Here is an 18,158-nt window from a genome sequence, read left to right as displayed (position 1 = left end):
AGAGACGATGGATGCCGAATACATTGCCGCACTCGACATCGGCGGCACGAAGATGGCCGCAATGGTCGCCTCGCGCGAAGGGCCGCTGGCGCGCATTTCGCAGCCGAGCATCAAGAGCGGCTCCCCGCGCTCCATCCCGGAGCAGGGCCTTGCGCTGATCGACGCGGTGTGCGCCAAGGCCGGCGTGCCTGCCTCGGCGGTGCACGCGCTGGGCGTCGCCTCGGCCGGCCCCTTCATCCGCGAAGCCGGGCAAGTGGCGCTGTGCAGTCCCAACCTGTGCGGCGGACTCGCGCAAGGCTCCGACCTCCCCAACGACTGGACCTCGATCCCGATCGAACAAGTGCTGCGGGAGCGTTTTGCCGAGGTTGCCATCGACAACGACTGTGTGTCCGCCCTGGTGGCCGAGCGCAGCTTCGGCGCGGTGATCGACGAACCCGACTGTGCCTACGTGACCTGGAGCACCGGCGTGGGATTCGGCCTGTGCGTGGACGGGCGCATCCTGCGCGGCAAGAACGGCAATGCTGGCCATGCCGGACACCTCCTGATGAGCGAGACGGACGACGCGGTATGCGGCTGCGGCAATCGGGGCGACCTCGAGGCCCTGGTCTCGGGGCGCAACATCGGCAACCGTGCCGGCATGCCCGCGAGCGAACTGTTCAACCATGCCAAGGCCGGCGATCCGCAGGCGCGGGCGGTTGCGGAGCGGGCCGCGCAATGGTTCGGCAGGGGGCTGTACAATGTGGCGACGACGCTCGATACGCGCGTCTTCGTCATCGGCGGCAGCGTGTGGCTGCATCACGGCGACTGGCTGGCTCCGCTGGTGCAGAAGGAAATCGACAGCCGTTTCCCGGCCCTGACTTCGGGCGTTCGCATCTTGCCCGCGGCGCTCGGGCGTCTGGTGGCCGATGTCGGCGCGCTGGCGCTGGCGATTCCCGGAGACTGGGTGCCTGCGTGGCGGCAGACGCGGCCCTGGGAAAAACTTGCAAGCACTTGATCTTGCCTCAAGGAACCTTTGCCGGATGGCTGCATCATAGAGTTTTCCCTTACGTTGACATCCATGTACAAGACTGTCATGCCAACCCTGCCAGAAGCCTGGCAAGCCTGGATCACCGAAAACCTCGCGCGCGGCTGCGCGCCGGCCGAAATGGCGCAGGTCATGGTGCGGGACGGGAAATTCGAGGCCACGCTGGCGCGCGCCGCGATCGAAGAGGCGCGTCAGGCCGGTTTCAGCCACATCCCTGCCGCGCCGTCGGCGCAGCCCCTGCCCGAGGTGGACACTTCGTCAAATTTCTTCCGCACGCCCGACCGCGACGTGGAAATCCTGTTTTCGCTGCGCGCTCCGCGCGTGGTCCTGCTTGGCAACCTGCTCAGCCATGAGGAATGCGACGCGCTGATCGCCTACGGCCAGACACGCCTGGAACGCTCGCCGGTGGTCTCGGACACCGACGGCAAGACCGAACTCCACGCCCATCGCACCAGCCGCGGCGCCATGCTCCAGCGCGGCGAGACCGAGCTGGTGACGCGCATCGAAGCGCGCCTGGCCGCCGTCACCCGCTGGCCGGCGGAAAACGGCGAGGGCTTGCAGATGCTGCAGTACGAAAAGGGAAACGAATACCGCCCGCACTTCGACTGGTTCGACGCCACACGTCCCGGCCCCCGCAAGCACCTGGAGCGCGGCGGACAGCGCGTGGGCACCATCGTGATGTACCTGAGCGATGTGGAATCGGGCGGCGGCACCTCCTTCCCGGAGATCGGGCTGACCGTGCAGCCGAAGAAGGGCTGCGCGGTGTTTTTCGTCAACACCGATGCCTACCGCAATCCCGATCCGAAAACCCTGCACGCCGGCGAACCGGTGGAGAAGGGCGTGAAGTACATCGCCACCAAGTGGCTGCGCGAACGGGCCTACGTCTAAGCTTCAGCGCGCGGCGCGTACAGCAGGCCCCGCCGCACCAGCACCTTTTCGATCTCGACCGCGACAAATACCACCGACGATAGCGCCAGGCAGAACAGCAGCTCGCCCGCCGTCAGCGGCTCGGTGTTGAACACCGGGTTGAGGAAGGGCACATAGACCGTCGCCATCTGCAACAGGAAGGTGAGGGCGACTGCGCCCAGCAGCGGCAGGTTTGAGCGCAGGCCCTGGGCAAACAGCGAGTCCCGTTCCGAGCGGATGGCCAGCACATGGCCCATCTGGGAAAGGGTCAGCACGGTGAACACCATCGTCTGCCAATGCGCCGATCCGCCGTGGATCGCCCAAGCCTGCGCAAACAGCGACACCGCCGCCATCACGAACCCGATCGCCAGGATGTGCTGCCACAAGCCCAGCGCAAAGATGCTTTGCCCGGGCGGGCGCGGCGGGCGCTGCATGATGCCCTTTTCCGCCGGCTCGGCCGCCAGCGCCAGTCCCGGCAGGCCATCCGTCAGCAGGTTGATCCACAGGATATGGATGGGCAGCAGCGGGATCGGCATGCCGAGGAAGGGGGCAAGGAAGATCGTCAGGATTTCCGCCGAATTCCCGGTCATCGCATAGCGGATGAACTTGCGGATATTGTCGAAGATGCGCCGCCCCTCGCGCACCGCGCCGACGATGGTCGCGAAGTTGTCGTCGAGCAGGACCAGGCTGGATGCTTCGCGCGCCACATCCGTGCCTCCCTTGCCCATCGCCACGCCGATGTCGGCGCGCTTGAGGGCCGGCGCGTCATTGACGCCGTCGCCTGTCATCGCCACGAACTCTCCCTGCGCCTGCAAGGCCTCGACGATGCGGATTTTCTGCGCCGGATCGACGCGGGCATAGACGCGCACCGACGCCACCTGCCGCCGGAACGCCTCGTCGCTCATGGCCGCCAAGTCCTGTCCCGTGAGCACGACCGCATCGTCGCCGGCGATGCCGAGCTGGATGGCTATCGCCCGGGCGGTGGCGGCGTGATCGCCGGTGATCATGACGGGCGTGATGCCCGCCGACCGGCACAGCCTCACCGCTTCCCGCGCTTCCGGACGGGGAGGGTCGATCAGCCCGACCAGGCCGATGAAGGCAAGTCCCGATTCGATGTGCTCCGTATCCACCTGCGCCTGCGCCTGCGCCGGCACCTCCTGCCAGCGGCGGCAGGCCACGGCCAGCACCCGCAATCCCTCTGCGGCCATGCGCTCGGCCTGTGCCGCCACCTGCTCGCGGTCGAAGGGCGGGCCACCCATCGCCTCGCCGCAGCGCGCCAGCACGCTTTCCGGGGCACCCTTGGTATAGGCAATCAGGCCCGCAGCGTCCCGGTGGAAGGTTGTCATGCGCTTGCGGTCCGAGTCGAACGGGAGCTCGAACACGCGCGGCGCGGCTTGCTGCAAGGCGCTCTTGTCGAAACCTGCAGACTGGGCCGCAGCGTAGAGTGCGGTTTCGGTCGGATCGCCGGTCATGCGTCCTTCGCTGTCGCGCGCGGCGTCGTTCGACAGCGCCAGTGCGGTGAAGAATTCCGTCCAAGGCGATCCATGCGGCGCCGCGGTGCAGTCCGTACAGAGCGTTCCGCCGGCAATGAGCGAGGCCACGCGCATACGGTTTTCGGTCAAGGTTCCCGTCTTGTCCGAGCAGATGTAGGTGACCGAGCCCAGCGTCTCCACCGCGGGGAGGCGGCGGATCAGGGCCTGCTGCCTGACCATCTTGCGCGCCCCCAGCGCCAGCGAAATAGTGACGATGGCCGGCAAGGCTTCCGGGATGGCGGCAACGGCGAGGCTGACCGCGGTCAGGAACATCAGCGCGAGGTTTTCGCCGCGCAGCAACCCGACGGAAAAGATGATGGCGCAGATCGCCAGCACTGCGATCCCGAGCCTCCGCCCGAATGCGGCGAGCCTTTTCTGCAGCGGCGTCTTGAGCGCCTCGCCGGCGTCGAGCAGGGCGGCGATCTTGCCGAGCTCGGTGGCCATGCCGGTGGCGACGACGATGCCGGTGCCTCGTCCGTAGGTCGCGGTAGTGCCCTTGAACGCCATGTTGCGCCGGTCGCCGAGCGGCAGCTCGGCATGGGACAGGGGAACCGTGGATTTCTCGACCGTGACGGCTTCGCCGGTCAGCACCGCTTCGTCGGCCTTCAACTGGATCGCCTCGATCAGGCGCAGGTCGGCGGGTACGACATTGCCGGCTTCGAGGAAAACAATATCGCCGGGAACGATTTCAGCGGCGGGTACGAGATGCCGTTCGCCATTGCGCAGCACGACGGCGCTGGTCGCCGCCATCTTCTTCAGTGCGGCCATGGCGCGTTCCGCACGCACTTCCTGCACGAAACCGATCACTGCATTGAGCAGCACGATCACCACGATCGCGATGGTGTCCTCGATGTCCCCGACGATCCCGGAAACGATGGCCGCCGCGACCAGCACCAGGATCATGAAATCCAGGAACTGATCGAGGAACATGCGCCACAGCGGGCGCGGGGGACTTTCGCGGATGGCGTTGGCGCCATGGCGTGCGAGCCGTGCGCCGGCCTCCGCATGCGTGAGGCCCGTGGCGGCGTCGACGCCCAGCCTGCCGGACACGTCGTGCCCCCGCAGGACGTGCCAGTGCTGGTCGGAATCCAAGGCTTATTTCACCAGCGTGACCGGCACCTTGACGATATGAACGACCTTGTTGGCCACTGAACCCATCACGAGGTTGCCGACCGGCCCCAGCCCGCGCGTCCCCATCACGATGGCCTCGCAGCCGGTTTCATCGGCGTAGGCGGCGATGGTGGGAGCGACGTCGCCGGTCCGCCATTCGGTACGGTAGGGCACGCCGGCATCGTCGAGAATCTGCATGATCGGCTGCAGGACGTGCTGGGCATCCGCGGATTGGATCGCTTTCTCTTCCTGCTGGGAAAGATAGGCGTGCGCCCGCACTTCAAGCGGCGCCTGCACATTGAGGACATGGATCTGGACATCGGTGTTGTCGCCGGCCAGCATCGCTGCATGGCGCGCGGCGCGCTGCGCGCTTTCAGAAGCATCGACCGGGACGAGGATCTTGCGCATCTAGGGCTCCTTGGGACTGTGTGATTCTCTCGGGGAGGCTACCGGGCGCACCCCGGAATGCATTTGATGTGAGTCAAAATGCACCGGATTTGCTGCACTCAGGCACTTTTTGCAGCTGCTTGCGATAGTCGCGGGCTTGCAGCTAATATTGCTTTAGATCAATTTTGTCGCGCAGCGCGGGAGGTGCTGCGGCATGCAGCAATCCCCGACACCATCGCGCGGCGGCCCGCCAGTTGTGTGGAAGGCCGCCGCGGCGTGCGCCTTCGTGGCGCTCCTGGCAGCCGAAATCTTCGGTTTCCGCTTCATGCAGACGACCGAGGCGCGGCTGGCCGACGTCTACATGCAGCGCCATGTCGCCGCCTACACCGCAGACCCGGACATCGTGATCGTCGACATCGACGATGCCAGCATGGCCGCCATGCAGGACATCGCGGGCCTGTGGGCGTGGCCGCGCGAGATCCACGCCGACCTGCTGGAAGCGCTGGCCGAATTCAAGCCGCGCGCGGTGGTGTTCGACATCGCCTTCGCCGAGCGCGATTTCAAGCGCCCCCGCAGCGACGCCAGGCTGTCCGAGGCCCTGCGTGCCACGCCCGCTGTCTACCTTCCTGCCGCTCATCTCGGTGCCAATGCCCGGCAGGAGCGGCTTGATGCGGTGGCTTCAGCCTTCAAGCCCAGCGCACCCGGTGCACGCGAGGCCAGCGCCTCGCTGTTGCTGCCGCTGGCCGTGGAGCGCGACGCATGGCGCCTTGGCCTGATCAACAGCCTCGACGACAAGGATGGCGTCCTGCGCCGCTACCGGCTCTACACCGAGTTCGACGGCTGGCGCCTGCCGTCGCTGCCGGCGCGTATCGTTTCCGATCTTGGCACCGCGCTCCCTGCGAGAAGCGAGTTCGTGATGCGCTGGCCGGAGCAGGGCCACCGGCGCTATCCCTACAGCGAGCTGTACCGCCTCCTGACGGAACAACGGACGGCGCTCGGCGCACAAGAACTGGCGGCGCTTGACCGTCTGTTCCGGCAGAAAATCGTCGTTATCGGTAACTCGGCGACAGCTTCGTTCGACCACCACCTGACCCCGCTCGGCGCCGGGTATCCCGGGGTGGACGTGCTTGCACTTGCCATCGACAACCTGAAGAACGGCCGCAGCATCGCGCCAGTCTCGCCGGCGTGGCCGTTGATGCTCGGCGCGCTCCTCATCGCCGGCGTCGCCGCCGCTTTCTCGCGGCGCCTCAATCCGCTGGGTATCGGCGCCGCGCTCGCCATCGTCACCGCCGCCGCGCTGGCCGTCGCCGACCGCGCGCTTGAGCGCAACCTGCTGGTGCCGGTGGCGACGCCGCTGGCCTTTGCCTGGGCATGGTTCCTCAGTGCCGCCATCGCCGGCTACCTGCGCGAGCGGCGCACGCGCGAGCAGGCTGTTTCCCTGTTCCGGCGCTTCCTCAATCCGAACGTGGTGCAGCAGATCGTGGAGCAGGGCGAAACCGTGGAAAGCCTGTCCGGACGCACGCGCGACATCACCGTCCTGTTTTCCGACATCCGCGGCTTTACCACGCTATCGGAAAGCCGTGCGCCGCAGGAGGTGGTGCTGCTGCTCAATCGCTATTTCGAGCGCCAGGTCGAGGTGGTGTTCCGCCACGGCGGCACGCTCGACAAGTTCATCGGCGACTGCATCATGGCGTTCTGGGGCGCGCCGATGGACGATCCCGAGCATGCCCGCCATGCGGTCGCGGCCGCGCTGGAGATGCAGCAGGTGCTGCTCGATTTCAAGCGGGAATTGCAGTCCGAAGGCTCGGAGGTCGGCGATTTCGATGTCGGCATCGGCGTGCACACCGGCCCGGCGGTCGTCGGCTTCATCGGTGCGCAACGCAAGCTCGACTACACGGCCATCGGCGACACCGTCAACCTGTCCAGCCGCGTCGAGGGCCTGACCAAGGGCGTTGCCCGCGTGCTGGTGACGCAGGAAACGGTCGAGGCCTGCAAGGGCGCGGAGGAATTCACATTCCAGCATCACGGCGCTTTCCAGGTGAAAGGACGCGCTGCGGAAGTCAACCTGTACGAACCAAGGAGGAGAACAACATGAAACGATGGATCCTCATGCTCGCCGGCCTGCTGGCCGCCGCAGCGCATGCGGAAACCGCGCTCACCAGCCGGGCCACCGAGCTGCAGGCGCAGCCGCAGTCCGACGCTGCGACGCTTGCCACGCTTGTGGAAAACAGCCGGGTCGAGGTGCTCGCGCGCAAGGGGGCGTGGAGCCAGGTGAAGACCGCGGGCGGACAGACCGGCTGGGTGCGCATGCTCAGCCTGAAGGCGGAAGGCGGAGCGCAGCCTGCCTCTGCCAACCCTGCCGGTGCACTCGGCAGCCTGCTTGGTGCGGGGCGAACCTCGAACACCGCCACCGTGACCACCGGCGTGCGCGGCCTCAGCGAGGAAGACTTGCAAAACGCCCAGGCCAATCCGGCGGAAGTGGACCGGGTGCAGAAATACGCGGTCGACAAGAACGCCGCACATGCCTTCGCCCAGCGCAGCAAGCTGAACGCGGTGAAGATCGACTACCTGCCGGAGCCGGCTCCGGCGGCCAACCGTCACGCGGAAGGAGGCTGACATGGGAATCGCAAAAAATACGTTGGTAGCGCTCATTCTGGCCGGCGCCTGCGGCAGCACGCTCGCGCAACTGCCGTTTTCTCTGCCAGGCTTCGGCAATGGGGGCGGAGGCGGCGGGGGATTCAATCTCAACAACGTCACCAATCTGGTCAGCAACCTCGGCAAGGCGACCAAGGAAACCGACGAGCCGGAAGAGATCCGCATCGGGCAGGAATTCGCGGGCACGCTGCTGGGGGCCAAGCCGCTGGTCAATGACCCGGCATTGCAGCGGTATGTGAACACGCTCGGCCGCTGGCTGGCGATGCAGACCGAACGCCCGGACCTGCCGTGGACCTTCGGCGTGCTGGACGACGCGGGCTTCAACGCCTTCGCCACGCCGGGCGGTTACATCTTCGTCACCAAAGGATTGGTGCAGCGCATGCGCAGCGAAGCGGAACTCGCCGGCGTGCTCGCGCATGAAATCGGCCACGTGCTGAAAAAGCACCATCTGCGCGCGGTGCAGAAGAATGCCGGGTTTGCGCTGGTGGGCGACGTCCTGAATGCCGCCGGCAAGGGCAATCCCGAAGCGCGCAATGCGCTGCTGAACATCGGCAAGAAGCTGTATGCCAGCGGCCTGGACAAGGAGGACGAGTTCGAGGCCGACCGCTTGGGCGTGGTGATTGCGGCACGGGCCGGGTATGACGCCTACGGCCTGCCGTCGGTGCTGCAGATGCTGCAGCGGCAGAATGCGGGCGACGGCGACTTCGGCCTGCTGTTCCGCACGCACCCGGCGCCGGCGGCGCGGATTGAACTGCTGGACCGTCTGATGCGCGACCGGCTGGACAATCTTGCCGGGGCGGAGGGGCAGGTACTGAATGTGCGGCTGGGCGAGTTCAGGAAGTAGCTGACACGTTTACGCGCATTAACGCCGCTGGATCCGGCCTGCGCCGGGATGACGGGGCGAGGTTGATACGCGATTCAAGTTAGCCGCCCGCAGTCGGACGCAGCAGGACTTCCTCGGCTGCCCGCGTGCGGGCGAGGGTGGCAGCATCTGCTCTTTCCATCCCCCGTCATCCCGGCGCAGGCCGGGATCCAGCGTCGTGCATGCACCGCATCTCCACCATCTTCATCAGCGCATACAAGGCCTCGAGTGACGGAATGGCAACCTTCTCCCGCCGCCCCGCGCGCACCGCGTTGCCGAGGATGACCTCGGTTTCCATCGGCCGTCCGTTCTCATAGTCGAGCGCCATGCTGGTCTTGTAGGCGGGCGCCTTGCGCGTGCCCTCGATGAACTGACCGATCAGCGCCCGGTCCAGCGGATGCCCGGTTGCCGCGGCCACGCTGCACACTTCCTCCATCGTACGCCGGACCAGGGCTTCGCCCTCCGCCGTGCCGAGGATGTGTCCGGTATCGAGCACCCCACCCATCACCGAGATCGGGTTGAACACCGCGTTCCACAGGCATTTCTGCCAACGCGCGGTGACCACGTCCTCCGTCAGCGCGCATTTGATCCCGGCGGATTCGAACAGTGCACCGAGCTGCTTCGCGCGTGCCGTCAGGCCGCCAGGGTAGTTGCCGAAGCTGAGGTCGCCAAAGGCGAAATGCCTGACCTTGCCCGGCGCGATGCGGCTGACCTGGACGAAGGCGAGGGCGCTGATGAGTTCATTTTGCGGAAACGCGGCGGCGATCTCGTCCTCGATTTCCACGCCGTTTTCGATCAGGACGATCGCGGTCTGGGGCCCGACGGCGTCGCGCAGCAGCGCCGCCCGGTCCGTCCCTTCCACCACCTTCACGCACACCAACGCGTAGTCGGGCGGCCCGCCGCTGTAGTCGCCGGCGGCACGCAAGACCTGCGCCGGCCGGAACACGCGGTCGCCAAGGCGCTTGCTCTCGATTGAAAAGCCGTTCTCGCGCACCGCATCGACTTCGCTGCGGCACACCACCGAGACTTCCGCGCCGGCGGCCTGCAGCGCCGCCCCGTAGAACGCGCCGATGGCGCCGGCGCCGATGACGAGGATGCGCGGAGTCGAGGGATCGGACACGTTTTCTCCTTCAGTAACAGGGTCTCCGGGGATTGTATCGGCCTTCCCGCGGGCCTGCCGGGAGCTGCTTGAAGAGTCGCCAAGACGCGGACGCAACACCTTGAAATATTTTCTTGATTCAATGCGTGAAAGCAAACCTTGCATCTCATTAACACGCTATGATTCATTCCGTGGTGCAACCTTGTTTTTTTACCCCGGAAATGTTCAAGAAAACCGTCCTGGCCATGCTGTTGAGCGCAGCATCGTCCGTTTTTGCCGTGCCGCTGAGCTCGCAGCACGCCGTCGTGATCGACGAAGCGAGCGGCGCCGTCCTGCTCGAAAAGAATGCACATGAGGTTGTGCCCATCGCGTCCCTGACCAAGCTGATGACGGCAATGGTCGTGCTGGACGCGAAGCTCGACATGAACGAGCTGATCACGATCGACGAAAGCGACGTCGACACCCTGAAATTCAGTTCCTCGCGCGTACCGGTCGGCACGGTGCTGAGCCGCGGCGACTTGCTGGAACTGGCGCTGATGTCTTCGGACAACCGCGCCGCCCACGCGCTGGGCCGCACCTACCCGGGCGGGAGCCCCGCTTTCCTGCGCGCCGTGCGCGAAAAACTGGTTGCGCTCGACATGCGCCACACCAGCATCGCCGAACCGACCGGTCTGTCGCCGTACAACCGCTCGACCGCAGCCGACCTTGTCAAAATGGTCAGCGCCGCATCGCAGTATTCCGAAATCAGCCGCCTGTCGACCGGCACCGAAGACATGATCGACATGAACGGCCACACCGTTCACTACCGCAACACCAACCGCCTCGTCGGCCGCGACGGCTGGGACATCCTGCTCTCCAAGACGGGATTCACCCGCGAAGCCGGGCGCTGCCTGGTGATGCGCTTCCAGGCCGCCGGCAAGCACGTGATCATGGTCCTGCTCAACGCCAAGGAAAGCACGGCGCGACTGATGGACGCGGAGAACGTTCAGCGCCTTGTGACCGGCGAACCGTTCCTGTCGGCGAAAGCGCCGTCCAAGGCGCCGACCCGCGTGGCGGCAGGCAAGGCCAAGTTCTCCAAGGCCGGCTTCGTTCTGACCAAGAGCAAGAACGACAAGGGCAGGAAGAAGCGCAAGACTATGTGAGGATTCGACGGGGCCGCTGCACGCGGTCTCGTTGCTCAATCCCCTAATGCTCTCTCGTAATCCTGCCCGCCGTAAAACAAACCAACGATGAATACGCACCGCTTCGCTTCGTCCACGGCGAAAGCGATGATGGTGCGTCCCTTGTAATGGGTCGTGCGCAAGCCGGGACGGATGTCGTCCCGCCTGTTGCCTCGAAAAGGGGCTTCCGCAAGTCTCTCGCAATCGCTGATGATGGCATTGGTGTAGCGACGGGCGGCGTCGGGAGAGCCGTGATGCGCGATGTAGCGGTAGATGCTGGCGAGCTGGTCCCTGGCTTCCGGCGTGAACTGGACCTCGAACATCTACTTCTTCGCCGTCGCTTTCTCGTGTTCGCGCTCCAACGCGGCCCGCACGTCTTCCACTGAGAGTCCGCGAGCGGGATCCTTCTTCAAGGCGTCGTAGGCTGCTCCGACTTCAGCGACAAGCCATGATTCAATCGCCCGCTCGCGAACGAGCAGCGCCCGCAATCCGTCACGCACCACCTCGCTCTCCGACGCATACTCGCCGGAACTCACCTTGGCTCTCACCATCTCGGCCATTTCATGCGGAAGGGTAATGCTCAGCTGCCGTGTGGCTCTCATGGTTGCTCCTAAAAGTAGGATTTAATCCTATTGTAGAGCAAATTCAATGCCGCGCCACCACCCCCCGAAAGCCCGACTGCTTCACCTGACGCAGAAAATTCAGCGACCGTGATGCCGTGCGCAGCAGCAGGCTGCTTTCATCGGGCTTGTTCGCCACGTCCAGCAGCCGGAATTTCCACTCCCGCGAATATCCGTTGTAGGCGATGCGGAATGCGGAGGCGCCGTGCCGCAGCAGGTGCGCGCGGGAACGGTAGAGGGTGAGTTCGTCGTAGTCGCGCTGCACGCCGAGCAGCAGATACTTGTACTCGAAGCGGCCCCACATGAAGTGGAATTCCTTGCCGCCGCGCGTAATGCAGTCGCAGATGGTCATGTAACAGCACAGCTTTCCCAGCCGCGCGTCGTCGTAGGCGGGATCGTGCGCGTTGATATGCATGAAATAGTTCGCGCCGACCCGGCTGCAGACGGTGCCGGCGACCACGCGGCCGTCGAGGACCATGGCGCTCACCAGCCCGCTCTCGCGCACCAGCCGGGACAGGCGTCCCGCTTCCTCCGTATCGATCTCCGATTCCTTGTTCTTGGTGGCCATGCGCGCGCGGTTCAGTTCGATGATGTCGCGTACGTGCGATTCGGGGATATTGCCGTCGGTCCAGACTTCGAAGCGCATGTCGGGAAAATTGCGCCGCAGCCGATTGCCGTGGTACTTGAAGTTCTTGCGTGTGGCCTTGCCCAGCGCGTTCAGGTAGTCTTCCGGCGTCGGCGGCAGTGTCAGGACGATGTCTTCGGTGCGGTAGAACTTCTGGTGCGGGTAGGCGAGGCCGCTGCCATCGGCCAGCAGCGCAGGGAAGCGGATCACGTCTACCGTTCGCCAGGTCTCGAACACGTAGCGTGCGAAGCGGTTGATCTCGTCCGGCGCCATCGCGATCTGTTCGTTGAGCACCTGCACGCGGCGGCCGTTCACGCGGAACAGCAGGATGGCTTCCGTCCTGTCGGCGCTCTGGGCAACGTAGGTGTGCGTCGCGGCGTCGATGCCGTCATACACGCGGAATTGCGCCAGCGAGGAAAACACGTGGCCGTAGAGCGCGTCGAGTTCCGGTTCGATGAAGGAGGGGACCGAGTTCTGGTAAAGGGAAATCGTGGTGTGTCGGGCTTCCATGCAAGCGCGTCTCCAGGATCGCGGCAGCGACCGTGCTGCCCGTGCTCAATGATGACCGGGCTGCCGGAGCGGAAGTTCGCGCAGCGCAGGAAATGCGCGTTGCATTGTTGTCGGACCTCAAAACGCGCTGCGGCCGAGTGTCCTGCACGCATCAGCGTGCCGCGGTGACGCGTACGCCGTCGGTCAAAGCATTGCTCGGATAGCGCACCACAGTGGTGCCGGGCGCCAGCCCCGACAGCACCTGCGCCTCGTCCTGGTTGCGCTGGCCTATCCTGACCTCGCGCTCGCGCGCGCGGCCGTCTTCCACAACGAATACATGCCAGGCATCGCCGACACGGAACAGGCTGCTGCCGGCGACCTTGTCGACCTTGTCCGCGGACCAGATCACGATGCGTGCTTCGACGCGGTAACCGTCGCCCAGCGGGCCGAGCGACTCCACCGGATCGGCCACCACGTTCACCCGCTGTTCCTCGACGCCGAGCGCGGAAACCTTGGTGAAGGCCACCGGCTCGACCAGGCGCACTTTGGCTTGCAGGAGCTTGCCGCCGCCCCAGCCGTCGAGCAGCATGAGGTGCCCCGGACGAATCTTGACGGCATCGCTGGAGAGCACGTCGGCCACGATCTCGTAACGCGCGGAATCGCCGATCGTGACCAGCGGCGCGCCGGCAGGCACGGTGCGTGCGCTGCGCTCGTGGACCTTGAGCACGTACCCGTCCACCGGCGCGTGCAGGTCGATCTGGCGCTTGCCGCCTGACGCATTGCCGGCGATATCGCTCGCCATGAGCGCAGCTTCGGCAACGCGCACGTCCGCCTGCGCCGCCTGCTGGCGCGATTTGGCGGCGTCCCACTCGGCGCGGCTGGCCCTTTCCGCGGTCAGCGCCTTTTCGGCGGCCTGCGGCGACATGTATTCATTGACCACCAGCCGCTCGATACGGGTGCGCTCGCTCGTGGCCAGCTGCATGTCGCTCATCGCCCGTTCGGCGCGCAGGCCGGCTTCGCGTGCCAGCGCCTTCGCCGCGTCGAGACGGGCAACCGCTTCCTGGCGTTGCCGCGCATCCATCGGCAGCGGACTGAGGGTCGCCAGCAACTGGCCGCGCCTGACCATGTCGCCGTCATGCCACTCGATGCGTTGCAGCTCGGCGGCCACCGGCGCGGCGACAACGAATTTGTCGTGCAGGCGCACCTGGCCCTGGTTGTTCACGCTGACTTGCATCGGCCCCTGCGTCACCTGTGTGAGCTCCACCTTCACCGGTTCGGGCGCAAACAGTAACCACAGGAGAACGGCGGCAGCAGCTGTTGCCGCGGCCGTCCAGGCAATCGTGCGCGGACGAATACGCTTGCGCGTTGCATTGGCGCGGGTCATGGGGGCTTGGGTACGGGTATCCATCATTCGCGTGTCTTGAGGACTTCAATGAGATCGAGGGTTTGCACCTTGCGCCAGACAAGGTAGCCGGAGGCCGCCGCCGACAGCAGCACGACGCCGATCGAGAGCAGGAAAGTCCGCACGCTTACCACCAGCGGGATACGGAACAATTCCTGGCTCAACAGTTCGGAGAGCAGGGCGGACAAGCCATAGCCGAGCACGCAGCCCAGCGGAATGGCGGCCAGCGTGAGCAGTGCCTGTTCGCCCAGCAGCATGCGCCCGACTTCGCCTTTGGTGAATCCGAGAATGCGCAGGCTCGCCAGTTCGACAGCCTGCTCCGACAGGGCGATGCGCGCCGAGTTGTAGACGACGCCAAATGCGATCACGCAGGCGAAGGTCACGATGACGATGGTATTGACCCGCATGTTTTCCGCCACCGTGGACAGGAAGCTTTGCAGGGTCGCTTCGCGCAGGTTGACGCTGCCGACCGCCGGCACGGCTTTCAGCTGGCGGTAGAGCTCGGCCTGCCGCCGAGGGTCGACCGCGAGGAAGGCGCCGGAAGCGGTTTCCGGCTCCGAGACGGCGCGGGCGAGGGCGCTGTTGGCCATGTAGGAAAAGGTGCCGATCGGCTCGTCGACGATGGCCGCCACCTGTACCTCGACAGTCTGGCGCTTGCCTTCCAGTGTTTCGAGCGAGAGCAGGTCGCCGGTGGAAACGGCGAGGATTTCGGCGAGCTTCTTGGTCAGGACGATGCCTTCCTGCGGCAAGTCGACCGGACGCTCCCTGTCGTCGAGGATCATGCGCAGCTCCCGCGCCGGCGCCAGGCCAACGACCACCGTCTTCTTCATTCGATGGCGGAAACGCATCTCGACCGGCATGTTGCGGAAGGGCTCGATGCGCAGCACACCGGGCAGCGCGGCAAGGTTGTGGACCACCGAGAGATCGCGTGCCTCGTTGAAGGTGACGGTCACATCGTCGCGCTGCGCGGTGCGGAATTGGAGGCGGATGATCTCGTTGAGCGCATCGAAGGTGTACTGGCCGGTGATCATCAGCGACACCGCCAGCGCCAGCCCGAGGATGGAGAGCAGCGACTTGGCGGTGTTGCGTTCCAGCTTGCGCAGCACCATCCGCACCGGCAGGGCCATGACGCCTTGCAGGCCGAGCCGTTCCAGCGGCCCGGGGCGGAACCGGGCCGGCGCTTCGGGACGCATCGCCTCTGCCGGCGCAAGCCGCAGCACGCGGGCGGCGGCAAGGAGCGCGCCGAAGACCGCGGCGGCGGCGGCGATCACCAGCGACACCGCGACCGCAAATCCGGACAGCCTGAATTCCATGCGCGGAAAGTGATAGAACTCGGCATACAGGCCGGCCAGCCCCTGGCCGAGCCAGCTGCCGAGCGCGATTCCGGCGATGCCGCCGGCCATGACGGTCAGCAAGGCGAACTTGAGGTAATGCGCGGCCACGGAAAAACTGCTGTAACCGAAACTCTTGAGCAAGGCGATCTGGGCGCGCTGCAGCGTGATGATGCGCAGGAGCACGTTATGGATCAGAAAGGCGGCGACGGCGAGGAAGATCGCCGGGATCACCGTGCCGCTGACGCGGTTGGAGGCCAGCTCATTGTCGATGAAACTGTGTGACACCTGTTCCTTGCGTCCATAGGCGCCGAGCGATCCGTAGGGCGCCAGCAGGATATCGAGCTGCTCGATCACACGCGACTCGCTGGCATGCGGCGCCAGGATGAGCGTGATGTCGTTGATGCTGTCGCGCATGTTGAGGGCGGCGGCAAGCGCCTCGTGCGCCATCCACAGCACGCCGAAGCGGCGGTTGTCGGGGAAGCTGTTGCCCTTGATTTCATTCACGTATTCCGGCGAGATGCCGATACCGACGATGTGCAGGCGCTCCTTCCTGCCGTTGATGATGGCGGCAATGCTGTCGCCCGGGCGCAGCTTGTTGGCGGCGCAAAAGGCTTCGCTGGCGAGGACTTCAAGGCGGTTGCCTGCTTCAGGCAGGCGGCCGCTGCGCAGGTGGACGCGGTTGAGTCCGGTGCCGGGCGTTGGCGGCAGCGATACCAGCCGGCCGCTGGCCGGTTCGTCCAGCCCGGGCACGTCCAGCGAGGCATCGAACACCACGCGGCCGTCGGCTTCGTTGACGCCGGGGATTTCGCGCACGCGGGCGACGAGGGTGAGCGGCGCGTTCTTGAGATGCGCAAACACGTCGGCGAAGCGGTAGCGTTCGTAATAGGAGGCCTGCGCATCGAGCAGCGCCTCGTAGGAACCGCGCATGGTGACCAGCGTGGCGATGCCGCACATGGCGACCATCGCGATCGCCAGCGCCTGTCCGCGCATGCGCCAGAGGTCGCGCAACAGCTTGAGATCGACCGGGCGCAGGGCGAAGGCTACCACTGGATCTCTCCCGGCGGCACGCGCTGTTCGTTGGTCTCGATCCGCGTGATGCGTCCGCTGCTGATGTGGATCACCCGGTGCGCCATGCCCGCGATCGCCGCGTTGTGGGTGATGACGGCGGTGGTGGTACCAAGCTCGCGGTTGATGCGGTCCAGCACCTCAAGCACCAGCTTGCCGGTACGGAAGTCGAGCGCGCCGGTCGGCTCGTCGCACAAGAGCATGTCCGGCTGTTTGGCGATGGCACGCGCAATGGCGACGCGCTGCTGTTCGCCCCCCGAGAGCTGGGCCGGGAAATGGTGCATGCGCTCCTCCAGCCCCACGAGCCGCAAGGCTTCGGCGGCGTCCATCGGGTCCGGGCTGATTTCCGTGACGAGCTGCACATTCTCCAGCGCGGTCAGGCTGGGAATCAGGTTGTAGAACTGAAAGACGAAGCCCACATGTTCGCGCCGAAAGGCGGTCAGGGTGGCGTCGCCGGCGTGCGTCAGGTCTTCATCGAGGTAGTGCAGGCTGCCGGACGTGGGCGTGTCGAGCCCGCCGAGGATGTTGAGCAGCGTGGATTTTCCGCTGCCCGAGGCGCCGAGCAGCACGACGAACTCGCCGGCATACAGGTCAAGATCGACGTCGCGCAGCGCCGGCACCTCGATTTCCCCCATGGTGTAAGTCTTTCCCACGCCGCGGAGGCTGAATACGGGCGTGAGCATGGCGGCGGCGGGCATCGGTGCGGACATCGTTCAATTCCTGCAACGGTAACGCGCCCACCGTACTCAGTTCAGCGCGAAATTTTGTTGATCCAGGTCAACCGCGCCCAAATGGATGGCGTCGCCCCGGGTGAGCTTGTTGCGCTGCGGGCGGATTCCGGTACCCTTGGTCGCTTCATGCATGCGTAACCCGGCACGCTGATTGCCGGCAGAACACGGAGCAATGGAAGAATGACTCTCACCAGCAAGAAAGGCCTGGTTGTCGGGATTGCGAACGACAACAGCATCGCCTACGGATGCGCGCGCGCATTCCGCAACGCCGGGGCGGAACTCGCCATCACTTACCTGAATGAGAAGGCCGAACCTCATGTCCGTCCGCTGGCGGAAGCACTCGGCAGCCCCATCATCGTGCCCTGCGACGTGCGCGAGGAAGGGCAGCTCGAGGCGGTGTTTGCACGCATCGAGAAGGAATGGGGCAAGTTGGATTTCGTACTGCACTCGATCGCCTTTGCCCCGAAGGAAGACCTGCAGGGCCGTCTGGTCGACTGCTCGAAAGAAGGCTTTGCGATGGCAATGGAAGTGTCCTGCCACTCCTTCACCCGCATGGCAAAGCTGGCCGAACCGCTGATGAAGGAGGGCGGCTGCCTGCAGACGGTGACATTCTTCGGCTCCGAGCGGGTGGTGGAGCATTACAACATGATGGGGCCGGTGAAGGCCGCGCTGGAAAGCACGGTGCGCTACCTTGCCGCCGAGCTCGGCACGAAAGGCATACGCGTCCATGCGCTGTCGCCGGGGCCGCTGCTAACGCGCGCCGCCTCGGGCATCGGCCACTTCGACGCGCTGCTGGAACGGGCGAAGGAACGCGCGCCCGAACGGATGCTCGCCACCATCGAGGATGTGGGCCATGTCGCCGCCTTCCTCGCCAGCGACGGCGCGCGATCCCTGACCGGGAACGTGGAGTACATCGACGCCGGTTACCACGTCATGGGCTGAGGCGGCAATTCCACTCACTCAAGATTGAACTCAGCGCCGTCATCCCGACGAAAGTCGGGATCCAGTGTCTTGCATGCGCCGTATCACGCCGCTGGATTCCTGCTTTCGCAGGAATGACAGCCTTGTTTGCGGCCGGGCGGCGGGTTTCTCTGTCATCCATTAAAATCCAGACGACCGTTCGATTTTGGACGGACATAACGGACGAGGATGGCAGA

At 65.5% G+C, this 18,158-nt stretch carries 16 protein-coding genes; 7 read left to right on the top strand and 9 right to left on the bottom strand.

Going from position 1 to position 18,158, the window contains the following annotated elements:
- Positions 1–7: 7 nt before the first annotated feature.
- Together VFF99_RS01920 and VFF99_RS01915 are read left to right on the top strand one after the other, a co-directional pair.
- On the top strand, positions 8–994 hold the full coding sequence (locus tag VFF99_RS01920; RefSeq protein ID WP_325014469.1) for an ROK family protein: 987 nt from the start codon (positions 8–10) through the stop codon (positions 992–994).
- Positions 995–1,072: 78 nt separating this feature from the next.
- Entirely contained in the window at positions 1,073–1,912 is an 840-nt protein-coding gene (locus VFF99_RS01915) for a 2OG-Fe(II) oxygenase (protein WP_325014468.1), read from the top strand.
- On the opposite strand, the gene VFF99_RS01910 is transcribed toward VFF99_RS01915, so the two are convergent.
- Positions 1,909–4,554, bottom strand: a complete 2,646-nt coding sequence (locus VFF99_RS01910) for a cation-translocating P-type ATPase (RefSeq protein WP_325014466.1) — start codon at positions 4,552–4,554, stop codon at positions 1,909–1,911. The two genes, VFF99_RS01915 and VFF99_RS01910, sit on opposite strands and share 4 nt — an antisense overlap.
- Before the next feature lie 3 nt (positions 4,555–4,557).
- The gene (locus VFF99_RS01905) at positions 4,558–4,980 is read right to left on the bottom strand and encodes a universal stress protein (RefSeq protein ID WP_325014464.1); all 423 of its coding nucleotides are present in this window, start codon (positions 4,978–4,980) and stop codon (positions 4,558–4,560) included.
- Positions 4,981–5,173: 193 nt separating this feature from the next.
- Between VFF99_RS01905 and VFF99_RS01900 the strand changes: the two genes are divergently transcribed.
- From VFF99_RS01900 to VFF99_RS01890, 3 genes are read left to right on the top strand one after another with little or no spacing between them, the layout of a single operon-like run.
- Positions 5,174–7,054, top strand: a complete 1,881-nt coding sequence (locus tag VFF99_RS01900) for an adenylate/guanylate cyclase domain-containing protein (protein ID WP_325014462.1) — start codon at positions 5,174–5,176, stop codon at positions 7,052–7,054.
- On the top strand, positions 7,051–7,575 hold the full coding sequence (locus tag VFF99_RS01895) for an SH3 domain-containing protein (protein ID WP_325014460.1): 525 nt from the start codon (positions 7,051–7,053) through the stop codon (positions 7,573–7,575). Before VFF99_RS01900 ends, VFF99_RS01895 begins: the two co-directional genes overlap by 4 nt.
- Before the next feature lies 1 nt (position 7,576).
- Positions 7,577–8,458: a M48 family metallopeptidase gene (locus tag VFF99_RS01890; RefSeq protein ID WP_325014458.1), complete on the top strand. Its 882-nt coding sequence runs from the start codon at positions 7,577–7,579 to the stop codon at positions 8,456–8,458.
- Positions 8,459–8,624: 166 nt separating this feature from the next.
- On the opposite strand, the gene VFF99_RS01885 is transcribed toward VFF99_RS01890, so the two are convergent.
- Positions 8,625–9,596 carry a 2-dehydropantoate 2-reductase gene (locus VFF99_RS01885; protein ID WP_325014456.1) on the bottom strand — a complete coding sequence of 324 codons (972 nt, stop codon included), beginning with the start codon at positions 9,594–9,596 and terminating at the stop codon, positions 8,625–8,627.
- A 200-nt stretch (positions 9,597–9,796) separates the two neighbouring features.
- Here VFF99_RS01885 and VFF99_RS01880 point away from each other — a divergent pair, with 200 nt between their 5' ends.
- Positions 9,797–10,717 (top strand): serine hydrolase, encoded by a 921-nt coding sequence (locus VFF99_RS01880; RefSeq protein WP_325014454.1) that lies wholly within the window; start codon positions 9,797–9,799, stop codon positions 10,715–10,717.
- Positions 10,718–10,752: 35 nt separating this feature from the next.
- On the opposite strand, the gene VFF99_RS01875 is transcribed toward VFF99_RS01880, so the two are convergent.
- From VFF99_RS01875 to VFF99_RS01850, 6 genes are all read right to left on the bottom strand, one after another.
- Positions 10,753–11,058, bottom strand: coding sequence for a type II toxin-antitoxin system RelE/ParE family toxin (locus tag VFF99_RS01875; RefSeq protein ID WP_325014452.1), 306 nt, complete (start codon positions 11,056–11,058; stop codon positions 10,753–10,755).
- The gene (locus VFF99_RS01870; protein WP_325014450.1) at positions 11,059–11,337 is read right to left on the bottom strand and encodes a type II toxin-antitoxin system ParD family antitoxin; all 279 of its coding nucleotides are present in this window, start codon (positions 11,335–11,337) and stop codon (positions 11,059–11,061) included.
- Positions 11,338–11,380: 43 nt separating this feature from the next.
- Positions 11,381–12,490 carry a GNAT family N-acetyltransferase gene (locus VFF99_RS01865; RefSeq protein WP_325014448.1) on the bottom strand — a complete coding sequence of 370 codons (1,110 nt, stop codon included), beginning with the start codon at positions 12,488–12,490 and terminating at the stop codon, positions 11,381–11,383.
- 151 nt (positions 12,491–12,641) lie between these two features.
- Positions 12,642–13,880, bottom strand: coding sequence for an efflux RND transporter periplasmic adaptor subunit (locus VFF99_RS01860; RefSeq protein ID WP_325014446.1), 1,239 nt, complete (start codon positions 13,878–13,880; stop codon positions 12,642–12,644).
- Positions 13,877–16,252: an ABC transporter permease gene (locus VFF99_RS01855; RefSeq protein ID WP_325014444.1), complete on the bottom strand. Its 2,376-nt coding sequence runs from the start codon at positions 16,250–16,252 to the stop codon at positions 13,877–13,879. Before VFF99_RS01855 ends, VFF99_RS01860 begins: the two co-directional genes overlap by 4 nt.
- Positions 16,246–16,980 (bottom strand): ABC transporter ATP-binding protein, encoded by a 735-nt coding sequence (locus VFF99_RS01850; protein WP_325014442.1) that lies wholly within the window; start codon positions 16,978–16,980, stop codon positions 16,246–16,248. Before VFF99_RS01850 ends, VFF99_RS01855 begins: the two co-directional genes overlap by 7 nt.
- A 201-nt stretch (positions 16,981–17,181) precedes the next feature.
- On the opposite strand from VFF99_RS01850, the gene fabI reads away from it, so the two are divergent.
- Positions 17,182–17,943, top strand: coding sequence for an enoyl-ACP reductase FabI (gene fabI / locus VFF99_RS01845; protein ID WP_325014441.1), 762 nt, complete (start codon positions 17,182–17,184; stop codon positions 17,941–17,943).
- The last annotated feature ends 215 nt before the right edge of the window (positions 17,944–18,158 follow it).

The sequence above is a fragment of the Noviherbaspirillum sp. genome, assembly GCF_035654295.1.
Lineage (GTDB): Bacteria > Pseudomonadota > Gammaproteobacteria > Burkholderiales > Burkholderiaceae_D > Noviherbaspirillum.
This window is presented reverse-complemented; position numbering and strand designations above follow the sequence as displayed.

Coding starts and splice junctions, on each gene's coding strand:
- VFF99_RS01920 (WP_325014469.1), top strand. CDS start 8: ATGGATGCCGAATACATTGCCGCACTCGACATCGGCGGCACGAAGATG.
- VFF99_RS01915 (WP_325014468.1), top strand. CDS start 1,073: ATGCCAACCCTGCCAGAAGCCTGGCAAGCCTGGATCACCGAAAACCTC.
- VFF99_RS01905 (WP_325014464.1), bottom strand. CDS start 4,980: ATGCGCAAGATCCTCGTCCCGGTCGATGCTTCTGAAAGCGCGCAGCGC.
- VFF99_RS01900 (WP_325014462.1), top strand. CDS start 5,174: ATGCAGCAATCCCCGACACCATCGCGCGGCGGCCCGCCAGTTGTGTGG.
- VFF99_RS01895 (WP_325014460.1), top strand. CDS start 7,051: ATGAAACGATGGATCCTCATGCTCGCCGGCCTGCTGGCCGCCGCAGCG.
- VFF99_RS01890 (WP_325014458.1), top strand. CDS start 7,577: ATGGGAATCGCAAAAAATACGTTGGTAGCGCTCATTCTGGCCGGCGCC.
- VFF99_RS01880 (WP_325014454.1), top strand. CDS start 9,797: ATGTTCAAGAAAACCGTCCTGGCCATGCTGTTGAGCGCAGCATCGTCC.
- VFF99_RS01875 (WP_325014452.1), bottom strand. CDS start 11,058: ATGTTCGAGGTCCAGTTCACGCCGGAAGCCAGGGACCAGCTCGCCAGC.
- VFF99_RS01870 (WP_325014450.1), bottom strand. CDS start 11,337: ATGAGAGCCACACGGCAGCTGAGCATTACCCTTCCGCATGAAATGGCC.
- VFF99_RS01865 (WP_325014448.1), bottom strand. CDS start 12,490: ATGGAAGCCCGACACACCACGATTTCCCTTTACCAGAACTCGGTCCCC.
- VFF99_RS01860 (WP_325014446.1), bottom strand. CDS start 13,880: ATGATGGATACCCGTACCCAAGCCCCCATGACCCGCGCCAATGCAACG.
- VFF99_RS01850 (WP_325014442.1), bottom strand. CDS start 16,980: ATGTCCGCACCGATGCCCGCCGCCGCCATGCTCACGCCCGTATTCAGC.
- fabI (WP_325014441.1), top strand. CDS start 17,182: ATGACTCTCACCAGCAAGAAAGGCCTGGTTGTCGGGATTGCGAACGAC.